The sequence below is a fragment of the Fischerella major NIES-592 genome (assembly GCF_001904645.1).
GTDB classification, from domain to species: domain Bacteria; phylum Cyanobacteriota; class Cyanobacteriia; order Cyanobacteriales; family Nostocaceae; genus Fischerella; species Fischerella thermalis.
On record NZ_MRCA01000001.1, the window covers coordinates 334,222 to 348,156 of the forward strand.

Below are 13,935 nucleotides of genomic sequence, written 5' to 3' on the forward strand. Positions count from 1 at the left end.
ACACAGCTAGGTTTTCTTCTTAAAGTAGATTATATATAGTTTTGTATATTCTATTTTTAAAGTATAAATTAAACTCAATACCGATGTCTCAACCCACTCAAAAAAATTTAATTCAAAAAACTCCTGGAGTTTGCGGAGGTAACGCACGCATCCGCGATACTCGTATTGCCGTTTGGACTTTAGTTTCTTTTCGTCAGCAAGGTGCTTCCGAAGAAGAATTATTAAGAAATTATCCAGGGCTAACACCACAAGATTTAGAAGCCGCTTGGTTGTATTATCAAGAACATCTACAAGAAATAGACCAAGTAATAGCTGACGATTAAAGGTTTCTTTACACAAGTGTTTATTATCCAGGAATATTAATGTTGCACGCGAAGTATCGTTGGGAAACCATTTAAGGTTTTTCTGATCTAAATCTGAGTAGCTATACACCATTTTGCAAGTATCAGTTAAGGATTACGCATGGGGTAGTTTAGCACCCTTATTTTTTAAGCAGTATAAATTATAGCTACCAGTTTAGGTTTTTGGCTTTTAAATCGAGAAAGGAGAAAAGCCAGCTACGCATTTCTCCTTATTTTTAAAGATGTGGAAAGATTAAAGCGATTAACCCAACCCTGCAATTAACTCTGCTCTCGCCTTCTCCAAAGCCTCTGGCAATTTAGTTGCATCCCGTCCGCCAGCTTGTGCCAAGTTGGGACGCCCACCGCCGCCACCGCCACAAATTTTGGCGATCGCACCGATAAATTTACCAGCTTGCAGTCCCTTCTTATTCACTTCCGGCGAAAAAGCAGCCACTAAACTAACTTTCCCGACTTCCGGGACAGAACCTAACACCACCGCCGCACCTGCACCAAGTTTTTGCTGCAAGCGTTCCGCCGCAGTTTTCAAAGACTCTGCGTCAACGTCTTCTAGCTGGGCGACGAGAATTTGATAATCGCCTACAGTTTCCACTGTTTGCAGGAGTTGATCAGATTTAACAATTGCCAACTGTGATTTGAGGTTTTCTAATTCCTTCTGGGTGTTTTTGAGTTCGTTTTGCAGAACCGTAATTCTGTCTGGTAACTCTTCTGGTTTAACTTTGAATCTGTCGCTTAAATCTTTGACTACCGTATCCCGGACATTTAAGTAGTCTAGTATAGCCGGGCCAGATACCGCTTCAATTCGCCGTACCCCAGAAGCAACTCCAGCTTCCGAAATAATTTTAAACACACCAATCTCAGCAGTATTACTTACGTGAGTTCCACCGCACAATTCCATTGACACGCCAGGGAAATCAATCACGCGTACCTCGTCACCATATTTTTCGCCAAACATGGCGATCGCACCTTTCGCTTTTGCTTCTGCGATAGGCAAAATTGCTACTTTCGCAGAGTGCGCCTCAGCAATCCAAGTGTTTACCTGTTCTTCAATTTGCTGAATCTCCTCAGCAGTCAACGCCCGAGGACAGTTGAAGTCAAAGCGCAATCTGTCAAAGTCGACTAAAGAACCCGCCTGGGAGATCGAATCATCGACGATTTTCTTTAACGCCGCTTGCAGTAGGTGAGTGGCGGTGTGGTTAGCTTGGGCGCGACGGCGACAAGCGCGATCGATTTGGGCGGAAACAGTATCGCCGACTCTCAGTGTACCCCGTTCGATGCGTCCGAAGTGGACATGAAAATCTGATTCTTTCTTGACATCGTTAATAGTAACAACGACACCCTCACCACTTAGATAACCCTTGTCGCCAATTTGTCCGCCCGACTCTGCATAAAATGGCGTTTTGTCGAGGACTATTTGCACGTCTGTTCCTGCTTCTGCTTCTTCTTCAGCAATACCATTGACAAGTATCGCTTCCACTTTTGCAGTTGCTGTTGGTTGTGCGTAGCCCAAAAATTCCGTGGCGTGGATATGTTCTGCTAGTTTGTCGAGCGAACCTTGCACAGTCAAATCGATGGTTTCGTGGGCTTTTCTGGCGCGTTGTCTCTGCTTTTCCATTTCTGCATCGAAGCCAGCAACATCAATTGTTAAGTTGTTTTCTTGAGCAATTTCTTGAGTTAATTCTAAGGGGAAACCATAAGTATCAAACAATGTGAAAGCATCTTCACCGTTAATTTGGGTTTTGCCCTGTTGCTTCACCTGAGCAATAATTTCCTCAAGCAGCTTTTCGCCTCTTTCCAAAGTTTGTAAAAAGCGAGATTCTTCTCGTTGCAATTCTGCTTTAATGCTATTTTCCCGTTGGCGGAGATTGGGGTAAGCGTCTTCAGCGAGGGAAATGGCAACCTCAGCAACTTGGGGTGTAAAGACGTTACATGTAACGTCTTTACGGTAAATGCCAATTAAGCGTCCGTGTCGTACCAGACGTCGAATGAGACGCCGCAGCACATAACCCCGTCCGACATTGGAAGCGCGAATTTCATCAGCGATCATGTGGACGACGGCGCGAGTGTGATCGCCGATTATTTTGAGGGAAACTTGGTTTTTCTCGTCCGATTTATGGTATTCAATACCAGCAATTTCTGCCGCTTTTTTAATAATCGGGAAAATTAAATCAGTTTCGTAGTTGTTGGGAACGCTTTGAAGAATCTGCGCCATCCTCTCTAAACCCATGCCGGTATCAATGTTTTTGTTGGCAAGGGGTGTGAGATTGCCTTCTGCATCACGGTTGTATTGCATGAAGACGAGGTTGTAAAACTCGATGAACCGAGTATCGTCTTCTAAATCTATATTGTCGTTGCCTCGTTCTGGATGGAAATCATAGTATATTTCTGAACAGGGACCACAGGGTCCAGTGGGGCCAGAATTCCAGAAGTTATCCTCTGCACCCATGCGTTTGATGCGCTTTTCAGAAACGCCGATTTTATCCCGCCAGATGGCGTAAGCTTCGTCATCTTCTTCGTAGACGCTGACAACTAGGCGTTCTGGGGGTAATTTAAAGACAGTTGTAGAGATTTCCCAACCCCAAGCGATCGCCTGTTCTTTGAAATAGTCACCAAAGCTGAAGTTACCCAACATTTCAAAAAACGTATGATGCCGTTTGGTACGGCCGACGTTTTCGATATCGTTGGTGCGGATGCATTTTTGGGAAGTCGTCGCCCGTTTGAACTCTGGTGTGCGTTGTCCTAAAAATATCGGTTTAAATGGTAGCATCCCCGCGATCGTCAGCAGTACTGTTGGATCTTCTGGAACGAGGGAAGCACTTGGGAGAATCTGGTGTCCCCGTTGGGCATAGAAGTCAAGGAATAAGGCGCGTATTTCGTTACCGCTGAGGTAGTGGGGATGAAAAGACATGGGTTATTACACTAAGACTAGGGAGTTAGAGAACTGTTAGTTGTTAGTTGTTGGTTGTTGGTTGTTGGTTGTTGGTTGTTTAACATCATCCCCAAACCACTAACCAATGTACAGACGCGATGTTCCTCACGTCTCTACCAACCACTAACTAGTCTCTCTTACAAAAAAAGTATGCCGCAGAAAAGGACTTCTGTGCCACTAACTACGTAAGACCTCTGAAGGAGGATTTACTTGTTCAGTGTAATTGCATAACTAACTTGTGACAAAGTTGCTGTCAAATGTGCCGCTATATGAAGCTGCACATTTTCCTGACTTTAGTAGGATGAGGAGTTTAAGTTTGTTCCATAAAATGAAAATCTCAAGATTGTAGTATTTTTACGTACCGAGGTTGTTCATGGCCCTGAAATTAACCGTCCCAAATATATCTTGTGAGGATTGTGCCAGTACAATTGTAGAATCTATCCACACAATGGAACCTGATGCAAAAGTCGCGGTGGATGTCAAAGGTAAAACTGTAACCGTAGAATCCGCAGCATCAGAAGAGTCTATTAAACAAGCAATTGTTGCAGATGGATACACTATTGAAGGCTATCAATAATAACTAAAAATTCGGATTAACCTTGTCCCATCAAGGAACTATCGGTCAAAGCAATAAGGAGGAAAGATTAAGCGGGTAGAAATATTCTTTACCCTACTCTTACAAAATTATCTTTTGCAAGTTGTTAATTCTTTTTACCTTCTTTAATTTTATTTCTGTAATTCTTCTGAATTATGATTTTTGAATTGTTTGTTGATTCGTAGGCAATAATTCCTTGATGGTACAAGCCCCCTGAAAAATCTGTAGGTTCGATCCAAAATCTGTTTTGAAAATAAGGCACAGGAGCCAGTGCGGTAGACGGTTCTCCCAGCATAAACTACCTGGCGTGGCAGATGACAGAATTTCGTTGTGCCAAAACAGCAGCGTGAATGACTGTCTTGAAAAGCTTACCCACCCTTAGGAAACTCACTGATCCTCCGGGGGATTAACCTCGACGAGAACCGCCTGTTTTGCGCGCTGTTTTATCAAGTAAAGTGCGTCTACAAATTTTTGACAAAATTCACACTTGTTTGACACCGAAGTGATAGATATACTCTCTTTCTAAAGGAAATTAAGTACGTAATGGTTTTTACGGAAAATTTCATCAAATTATTCATGCTCTTGATGCCAGTACAATAATACCTGAAACTTATACTGAGGAAGTGATTGCATGTTCAAGAATAGTAATTCATGTAATTTTATTATCACCGTAGAATTTTGGATAATAGACTCCAGGAAATTACAGTAATACTTTTATACTTAAAAAGATTATTCAGTATTTATACTGTTTGAAATTAAGGTTATCTGGGCAGAAATTAGGTATCAGAAATTTTAACTCTGGACGCTGTAGTAAAGATTAGTATTTTAAGGAGATAAACATTGAAAATTGCTTGTAGTTCGGATAACGAGACAATAAAATGAGGGGTAATACCCCTAGCTAAATATGTAGGTATTTATAGTAGAGAGAGTAAACCTGAATAGGGTTCACTAAAACCATTCCCTCAAAGTTAAAATGGGGCAAAAAGCAAAACAATGAAGATTTCTATTCTGATCTTTGGAAGTGATAACTTTATCGCCAAGCTTCCAGATCAGATTCATGATGCAAACTCTTTTAATTTAGAAGTTATCACTAATCTGAATCAGGCGATATCTCGCATTCAAATTACGCCGCCCGATATATTAATTGTCCAGACAAGCTGTGATGGCAGCACGGAACTCTGTTATTGGTTAAAAGAACAAACAAAATTATCTTGGATCTACTGTATTCTTTTGGAGGATCGCTCTCAATTACTTCTTGATAGAAGTAGGTATGGCAGAGAGTGGGAATTAGAAATGACTTCGATCGCCCTTAGGGAAGGGGCTGATGCTTATATATGGCTACCTCTAGAAGAAACAGATTCTACCTCAGCAGAGTTAACCGCTAGCCAAAACTTGTTGCTAGCACAGTTAACTATTGGTTTGCGAAAAGCACAGAAATACCGCGATTTGATTCGGACAAATGATTTGTTGTCAGCGATCGCTTTAGCTGATTCACTGACAGAATTGAGTAATCGTCGGGCTTTAGAGTGGGATTTACCCAGACAAATCCAAAAAGCCCGTACTAATGGCACTCCTTTGAGTTTGATTATTTTAGATGTTGATTATTTTAAAAAAGTCAACGATACTTATGGCCATTTAGTTGGCGATCGCCTTTTACAGTTATTGTCCAACCGACTGCGGCAAAATCTCCGATATCAAGATACTCCTTTTCGTTATGGCGGAGAGGAATTTGTGATTATTCTCAGCCACACAAGTTGCGATGAAGCAGTAGTGGTGGCGCGTCGTCTCAATCGTATAGTCAGCGAACAGCCGTTTGCAATCAACAATCAACTCTCAATCAACATCACCATTAGCTTGGGAACAGCTTGTCTGCGAATGGAAGATGATGTTAACGGTATCAGCCTGTTGAACCGCGCTGATCAATGTTTATTGCAAGCTAAAGCGGCTGGACGTAACTGTGTAATTAGCTGTGAGAAGTACTTTTCTCACCATACCTCCCATCTCCGGGTAGTTTCTTCTTAAAAAATATTATAATTTCTCGTCAATAATTTTTACGCATTCTGCTACTGTAGCCTTCTGCCGCATCGCATCTACCAAAGCTTGATAAGCCAACCAATTTTCTTGCAGGAGGGTTTTAGCTTGCAACGCACAAAAACGTTGTTTTTGTTCGCAAGCAGACGCAGAAAAACCCAAACTCTTCAAAACGCCTGCTAATTTGCTTTTATCATCAGCTCCACCTTCAGCATTTTCATATACTAAAGTTTCAGCAGTAATACCCGCCATCCATACAGTACAGTAACGGTCTAGCATTTGGGCGGTTAGCTTACCCCATTCTAGTTGAGATGCTAACTCAGCATCATCAAAACTGACACCGCCTTGTCCTGGTTGTTTTTGCTTCCAAGCTTCCCAAGCACTGAGGGTATAGCCGATGACGGGAATACCCAACAGATACGCAACCAAAAAATGTCCAGCTTCGTGATGAATGATGCGTTCTCTGTGTTTCGGCGAAAACCCCGCTACCCAATCTAAAAATATAGTTCCCCCCTTACCTTGCAAGCCGAAAGAATCGAAAGTGGCTATCCCCAAAATCGTGAAAGTCGCAAGCGCTGGTACGGTGGGCGATAAATTAAACATTGACCCCAGTAGAGTCGAAAAGGTCATGAGAAAGACAAAAATTGCAACTAAATTCAGGGCGGTTTTGCTCATACTAGACTGAAATCTTGCTGCTTAACATTTCTTAATTTCATTATGAAGCGATCGCAGCAACTCTAGGTAGATCGGCAAAATTAAAGTTAACTCAATGGTCAATGGTTAGTGGTTAGTGGTTAGTAGTTGGTTGTCTCCCCATCACCCCTACCCTACGGGAAGCCGCGCTCTGCGCGTCTACACCCCATCACCCTACTTCCCAACCTCCTCACCTCCAAACTCACCCCTCACCTCATATCACACCCCTCACACCCCACCCTTACGGGAAGCCGCTATGCGTCTACACACTCCCCACACTCCTCATACTCCCATACTCCCCCTTGTCCATGAGTACCCTCCGGGGTACTGCCAAGATGTAAAAACAATCTTACAATGCAACCAGTTTGTAGTTGGCGCTTTATGCTATTTCAATGTACTGACGCACTTGTAACTTTCGCATCTTTTGAATTTGAAAGATTAGTTAGTTTTTATACTGATCTTTTTAATCAAAAACCCGAACATATCATATCTAATGTCTATGCTGAGTTCCAACTACCTAGTTTAAAGTTAGGAATATTTAAACCAAAACCAACCCATTATTTAGAATTTGAGTATTCAACTAAAAGCAAAATTAGCTTGTGTTTAGAGGTGATAAGTTTAGAGGATGCGATCGCTCATTTAACAGCTTTAGGCTATCCCCCACCAGGGGAAATCATCATTGCATCCCACGGTAGAGAAATTTATGCTTATGACCCTGATGGCAATCGTTTAATTTTACATCAGTCTGAATTCAAAAAAGGGGTGTAGGGTTGTAGTAGGGGTGTAAGAAAAGCGAAATTTTGATCTACCCTGATGTACACGAATTTATTTCGTGGAAAAGATCATAAGATTTGTATCAAGCTAAAAGTGCAACGAGTCTACTTAGCATCCTAAGAACGAAATCCCATTATTTATAGGGTTTCCCTTTTGCCTTCTCATTAATAACTAATGTCAAAAGATAAGAAAAAAAATGGGTATAAATCAAAACTATAAATTAAATTTGATTCAGTGGTATCCCGGTCACATTGCCAAAGCTGAAAAAAACCTCAAAGAACAACTCAAGCTTGTAGATGTGGTGCTAGAGGTACGGGATGCCCGTATTCCTTTGTCAACCTTCCATCCCCAGATACCACAATGGATAGGGAATAAAAAACGGTTGTTGGTGTTGAACCGCTTAGATATGATTTCTGAGCAAGTACGCCAGTTGTGGGCAGACTGGTTTAAACGCCAAGGTGAACAAGTTTTTTTTACCAATGCCCAACAAGGTCAAGGAGTCACGGCGGTATCAAAAGCAACCCAAGCTACTGGTGTGGAACTCAATCAAAGAAGACGCGATCGCGGTATGTTACCCCGCCCAGTCCGGGCTGTGGTAATTGGTTTTCCTAATGTTGGCAAGTCAGCTTTAATTAATCGCTTGGTGGGACGGCGAGTAGTGGAGAGTGCAGCGCGTCCTGGGGTGACTCGTCAATTGCGTTGGGTGCGAATTTCCGAAGAGTTGGAATTACTGGATGCTCCTGGTGTAATTCCTGCTAAGTTAGAAGATCAAGAAGCGGGATTGAAATTGGCTGTTTGTGACGATATTGGTGAAGCAGCTTACGATAATCAATTAATAGCAGCAGCATTCGTAGATTTAGTGAATGAACTTTATGCGATCGCGCCTGATGTGTTACCAGAGAATCCTTTGCGATCGCGCTATGATCTCGATCCTACATCTTGCACAGGCGAATCATACTTGCACAACTTATCAGAATTACGTCATAAAGGTGATATCGAACGAACTGCACGCCAAATCTTAACTGATTTTCGCAAGGGATTTTTGGGTACACTTCCCTTGGAACTTCCGCCAAATTGATGGGAAAGTTGCAAAACTAATTAAAATCACAGCTAAATTTGAGTATGATGTAAAACTTTTATCTGTTTAATTAACTAAGTCATGTAAAACACTAATCCAAACGCAGAGATCGCAACCAGTGCAGGAACCACGGTGCTGAACTCAAATTGTCTTGTTTTGAAAGTTTGTAAACAGTGTATGGGAATGACCAGGGGCCAGCAAATAATTGCGATCGCCAACAACACTAAAGATAAAAATTTATCCTCAGGAGAATCGACGGGATGGCGCAAATTAAATCTCAACCAGTTAATCAAAAAATAGCAGGTCATCAGTAGGTAACTAATAACCAAAGACAATTGAATCTTGTTCACCTTAAGCTCTCCTTTCATCTCTCAGATTCAGCAAAAATGAATTTGATTAATTCATGACATACAATTCTTGATATTTATGTGTTCAAAAAATGCTGTTACCTTTATCACTTACGCTTAAGCTAAAACTTTTATTCGTAGATAAATGTTAATGGAATCACTCATATAGATAAATCAGTACTTATACCGAATTTTGATTGCTATAGATTGAATTAGCAATGATACCATACTCATCATAACAACCATGTTACACATCATATATTCTGTAAATAATTTTTGATTTTTCCCTCATACTATAGCAATCGATTTGATTCCTGAAAACTCGTAGGAACAGGGAACTCTTAAGAAGGGATACTTAACAAGAAAGAATGAATAAACGCCTACTGAGTTTTTTTCAAAAATTGCATAGGAGTCTGAGGTTCTCAATACTGCTGTAACAAAAGTGCAATAGTTTATGTAAGCTGGTAGAAAAGTGTTCTTGCTGCTGTTACATCATCAATAAACTGTCACTCTTCATATCTTGTACATGCCCAATATTTGGGTATGATAATTTATTTTTTGACTAATAATTTACAAATATTGCATATGAGTTACAGTTAAGTATCTTAATAGCATAATATGCGTATCAATTCAATTTGAAGGTAAAGAGATTTGAAAAATATAAAAATTTTTAAATCAATTACATAGGGCATTATGCAGAAAAACTTGCTTACTTCAATTGATCAAGGGAAGATACCTGAAAACATAAACATTATATTTAAGCCCCTCTCCGCGTCGGAGAGGGGTAGGGGTGAGGTTCCGTCAAACTTACGTATGTTTTAAAAACGAACACCGTGCAAGGCGATGAACACAGGTAGATAGATTGATTACTATTCCTTCAATGTAAAAAAGAATGTACTACCTACACCTAACTCTGATTCCACCCAAACTTCGCCTCCATACATTTCTATAATTTTTTTAACGATAGCAAGCCCGATTCCGGTACTATTTGGGTTTTTATGATCGGTTAATTTTTGAAAAATTTTAAATATTCGTTCAAAATGTTGTTTTTCAATCCCAGGGCCGTTATCTGTGATACTTATTAGCCAATATCCATTCTTTTCAGTACAAGCAATTGTGATCTTACCTTGTGGCTTGTCTATGAATTTGATGGCGTTACTCAATAAGTTTTGAAATACTTGTTCTATCCGAGTTTTTTCAAATTTAATTACAGGTAATTGGTTAGCTATTTCGATTTGGATATTTTCGATTGGTTGGAGTAATTCAATTACTTCTGTGACTACATCATTTAAATTTACTCGTCTGCTCTCTTCTTTAATACGCCCAACTCGTGAGTATTCTAGGATTGCGTCTATTAAATTATGAATTTTGTGGACTCTAAAAATTAACAGATTAATTAATTCTTTACCTTCATGATCAAATTTATCTGCATAATCAGCTAATAACCATTCTGATAACGAACTAATTCCTCTGAGCGGTGCTTTTAAATCATGGGATACTATATAGGCAAAATCGTTTAACTCTTTATTGGTACTTTCTAATTCTTTTACCAACAATGCCATTTTCTCTTGAGACTGCTGACGTTGGGTAACTTCTTGCTGCAGTAATTCATTCGTTTTGGCAAGTTCAGCTGTACGTTGTTCAACTAATTCTTCTAAATTTTCTTTATATTCACGTAACTCACGTTCTACGCGCTTGCGTTCGATAATTTCGTTTTGTAAAGCGTTATTCGCCGCTTCTAGTTGTGCTGGACTAGGAAGCGCAAGTGCTTGGGGAACTAGAGGTATTAAGGTTAAAGCAGTATAAAACGAAACTATAGCCGTGACAGCTTTAATGCTACCTGATAACCAATAGTCAGGATGCCATAGCGTCCATACACCCATAATATGAGTAGTGCCACAAGAGATAATAAAGGCCCCAAATAAAATAAATACACTCTTGAATGGCACATCTTGCCTTTTACGGACAAAATAAATTAGTGTCAGTGGAATTGAGAAGTAAGACAGAGCAATAAGCGAATCTGTTAAGATATGCAGCCATACTAACTCCATCTTCCATAGATAACAATGACCGTGGGGTATAAAATTCCCACTGTAAAAAAAACTACTAATCAATTCCACTGTATTATCTCCGGTACATTTGAGTTCATGCACCATATAAAAAGTGATAGTTCATCTATTTTAAGGAATATTTTTTGTCAAAATAAACAGGTTAGCGTGAAAAAATATATTTCGCGTGATGATTGTTAATGGTTGTACCAGACGTGCCATGGCGCATCTGTACATTGGTTAGTGGTTGGTTGTTATTAGTAGTTAACAACCCTTGACCCTTAACCTATTAACTAATTACTATTGATTATTGACACTTGACTAATGACTATTGACTTTCTCAGTCACCTCAACCCCAGTCAGCGCCGCGCTGTTGAACACTTTTGTGGCCCTTTGCTAGTTGTTGCTGGTGCAGGTTCCGGCAAAACACGAGCGCTTACTTATCGCATTGCTAATCTGATTTTGCAACATTGTGTCGATCCTGAAAATATCCTGGCAGTGACTTTCACCAACAAAGCTGCACGGGAAATGAAAGAACGTATTCAAAAATTATTTGCCGAACAATTGGCGATCGCAGAATTTGGTGAGCGTTTTGACTTACTGCCAGAATACGATCAAGTCAGATTAAAATCCCGAGTTTGGCGTTCTTATATCAAAGAATTGTGGTGTGGGACTTTCCACAGTTTGTTTTCTCGGATTCTCCGCTTTGATATCGAAAAATACCAAGATGAAAAAGGACGTCGTTGGAATCGTAACTTTTCTATTTTTGATGAATCTGACGCCCAAAGTCTGGTGAAAGAAATCGTCACTAAGCAGTTAAACTTAGACGATAAAAAATTTGAACCACGTTCGGTACGCTACGCCATTAGCAACGCCAAAAACAAAGGTTTATCACCCCAGGATTATGAGAGGGAACAGCCAAATTACCGAGGAAGAGTGATCGCGGAAGTTTATAGTAAATATCAAGATAGGCTGGCAGAAAATAATGCCTTAGATTTTGATGATTTAATTCTCGTACCTGTAAAATTGTTTCAGCAAAACGAGCAGGTACTGGGTTATTGGTATCACAAGTTTCGCCATATTTTAGTAGATGAGTATCAAGATACTAATCGGACTCAATATGATTTGATTCGGTTATTGGTGACCCATGGTGAAACAAATAAGAATAATTGGGATTGGCGCGATCGCTCGGTTTTTGTTGTTGGTGACGCTGATCAATCAATCTATTCTTTTCGGATGGCTGACTTTACTATTTTGCTTGAGTTTCAGCAAGACTTTGGTGATGGTTTGCCGGATGAAGATACCAGGACAATGGTAAAGCTAGAAGAAAATTATCGCTCCTGTGAAAATATTCTCCAAGCTGCCAACCAATTAATTGAAAATAATACCCAACGCATTGATAAAGTTCTCCGCGCTACCAGAGGTGCAGGCGAACAGATTTATTTTTTCAAAGCTGATGATGAAATTGCGGAAGCCGAATTTGTGATCAATCAAATTCGCAATTTAGAAAGAGAAAACCCGGAATTAAACTGGGGAAGTTTTGCTATACTTTATCGCACCAACGCCCAATCTCGCCCCTTTGAGGATCTTTTAGTCCGCGCGCAAATTCCCTACACCGTTGTCGGTGGGTTAAAATTTTATGACCGCAAAGAAATTAAAGATGTACTCGCCTATTTAAGAGCGATCGCTAACCCCGCCGATACAGTCAGTTTATTACGGGTAATCAACACTCCGCGCCGGGGAATCGGTAAAGCGACAATTGACAACTTAGTTGGTGCTGCTCAAGAATTAGGCACGACCTTGTGGGAAATACTGAGCGATGAAACATCAGTTAATACCTTAGCTGGGCGTTCTGCCAAGTCTGTAAATAACTTCGCAGCCATGATTAGCCGTTGGCAAGCAGAATTAGCAACCGTGCCAGCTTCCCAGATTTTACAAGGTATATTAGAAGACTCTGGATATGTGCAAGACTTAATGAGCCAGGGAACAGATGAAGCGGAAGACAGAGTCCAAAACGTCCAGGAATTGTTTAACGCCGTACGCCAATTTGAAGAGGAAAACGAAGAGGTTTCTTTGGGAGATTTCCTTGCTAGTGCTGCTCTGAGTTCCGATTTAGATAATCTCAAAGAAGGACAAGCAGCTGTTTCCCTGATGACTCTCCACGCTTCTAAGGGGTTAGAGTTTCCTGTGGTGTATATGGTGGGGTTAGAACAGGGGCTATTTCCTAACTACCGTTCCATGAACGATCCCTCAGCTTTAGAAGAAGAACGCCGCCTCTGTTATGTGGGAATTACTCGCGCCCAAGAAAGGTTATTTATCTCCCACGCGCGGGAACGCCGCCTTTATGGAAATCGGGAACCCGCAGTGCGATCGCAATTCCTCGACGAATTACCAGAAGAATTATTAGTTACCCATCGTCCGGGTAGAGTTGCTTACAGCAAAACTGCCAACGGTAGCATTCCACAACGCGCAACAAAAGCCAGACAAAGCGTTGAGGAAAAATGGCAAGTAGGCGATCGTGTCTTGCACAAAATCTTTGGCGAAGGTGAAATTACACACGTCTTTGGTTCTGGGAGAAAAATTTCTGTAGCGATTAAGTTTGATCAACTTGGTAAAAAAATTGTTGATCCTCAAGTTGCACAGTTACAACGGGTGGATTAGGGGAGTGCGAGGATGCAATATGGACTAACTCCAGTAATTCTAGTTTTATGACGTTTCTGGTCGTACACCACACAAGCGTTTAAAGTCTTCTGGTTTCAAGCTTTTTACTGGTTCGTATGTCATCAATACTACCCAACTCTATCCTACTTGTTCCATGCATCTAGGACTTTTGTAAGAGGTCTAATTGTAATAACGAATGGTTTTAATCGGAACTCCGCTGAGAGATGTTACCTGACCAATCAACAGCATGTTCTTTCTAGGTTTAATACACTTTAATTACTGCATGTGTATAAATCTGTATAAATCTATATGTCATATTTACATTTATTGTGGTTTTTTGTATAGATATATGGAATTCAATAAATCATGCGACTGTTAAAGTAGTGAGAAAATTGATCGACAAAATACCTTGCAGAAAAA

At 40.5% G+C, this 13,935-nt stretch carries 10 protein-coding genes; 6 read left to right on the top strand and 4 right to left on the bottom strand.

The window, feature by feature from the left end; all coding sequences use genetic code 11:
• The first annotated feature begins 83 nt into the window (after window positions 1-83).
• On the top strand, window positions 84-323 hold the full coding sequence (locus tag NIES592_RS01470) for a DUF433 domain-containing protein (protein WP_073554712.1): 240 nt from the start codon (window positions 84-86) through the stop codon (window positions 321-323).
• Window positions 324-603: 280 nt separating this feature from the next.
• Here NIES592_RS01470 and alaS read toward each other — a convergent pair whose 3' ends face one another.
• The gene (alaS, locus tag NIES592_RS01475; RefSeq protein ID WP_073554713.1) at window positions 604-3,267 is read right to left on the bottom strand and encodes an alanine--tRNA ligase; all 2,664 of its coding nucleotides are present in this window, start codon (window positions 3,265-3,267) and stop codon (window positions 604-606) included.
• 394 nt (window positions 3,268-3,661) lie between these two features.
• Here alaS and NIES592_RS01480 point away from each other — a divergent pair, with 394 nt between their 5' ends.
• Together NIES592_RS01480 and NIES592_RS01490 are read left to right on the top strand one after the other, a co-directional pair.
• Window positions 3,662-3,865, top strand: coding sequence for a heavy-metal-associated domain-containing protein (locus tag NIES592_RS01480; protein ID WP_073554714.1), 204 nt, complete (start codon window positions 3,662-3,664; stop codon window positions 3,863-3,865).
• A 1,011-nt stretch (window positions 3,866-4,876) separates the two neighbouring features.
• Window positions 4,877-5,905, top strand: coding sequence for a GGDEF domain-containing protein (locus NIES592_RS01490; RefSeq protein ID WP_062249264.1), 1,029 nt, complete (start codon window positions 4,877-4,879; stop codon window positions 5,903-5,905).
• Between the two features lie 6 nt (window positions 5,906-5,911).
• On the opposite strand, the gene NIES592_RS01495 is transcribed toward NIES592_RS01490, so the two are convergent.
• Window positions 5,912-6,589, bottom strand: a complete 678-nt coding sequence (locus tag NIES592_RS01495; RefSeq protein WP_062249263.1) for a hypothetical protein — start codon at window positions 6,587-6,589, stop codon at window positions 5,912-5,914.
• Window positions 6,590-6,961: 372 nt separating this feature from the next.
• Here NIES592_RS01495 and NIES592_RS01500 point away from each other — a divergent pair, with 372 nt between their 5' ends.
• Window positions 6,962-7,375 carry a VOC family protein gene (locus NIES592_RS01500; RefSeq protein WP_178379456.1) on the top strand — a complete coding sequence of 138 codons (414 nt, stop codon included), beginning with the start codon at window positions 6,962-6,964 and terminating at the stop codon, window positions 7,373-7,375.
• Between the two features lie 202 nt (window positions 7,376-7,577).
• Complete coding sequence (gene ylqF, locus NIES592_RS01505) at window positions 7,578-8,459, top strand: ribosome biogenesis GTPase YlqF (RefSeq protein WP_073554716.1); 882 nt, start codon at window positions 7,578-7,580, stop codon at window positions 8,457-8,459.
• A gap of 74 nt (window positions 8,460-8,533) precedes the next feature.
• Here the strand turns inward: ylqF and NIES592_RS25685 are convergent, their stop codons facing one another.
• Complete coding sequence (locus NIES592_RS25685) at window positions 8,534-8,827, bottom strand: hypothetical protein (RefSeq protein WP_062249259.1); 294 nt, start codon at window positions 8,825-8,827, stop codon at window positions 8,534-8,536.
• A gap of 848 nt (window positions 8,828-9,675) precedes the next feature.
• A complete protein-coding gene (locus NIES592_RS01515) occupies window positions 9,676-10,962 on the bottom strand; it encodes a sensor histidine kinase (RefSeq protein ID WP_062249257.1) in 1,287 nt (428 codons plus the stop codon).
• A 216-nt stretch (window positions 10,963-11,178) separates the two neighbouring features.
• Between NIES592_RS01515 and pcrA the strand changes: the two genes are divergently transcribed.
• Window positions 11,179-13,515, top strand: coding sequence for a DNA helicase PcrA (pcrA, locus tag NIES592_RS01520; RefSeq protein ID WP_073554717.1), 2,337 nt, complete (start codon window positions 11,179-11,181; stop codon window positions 13,513-13,515).
• Window positions 13,516-13,935 lie beyond the last annotated feature (420 nt).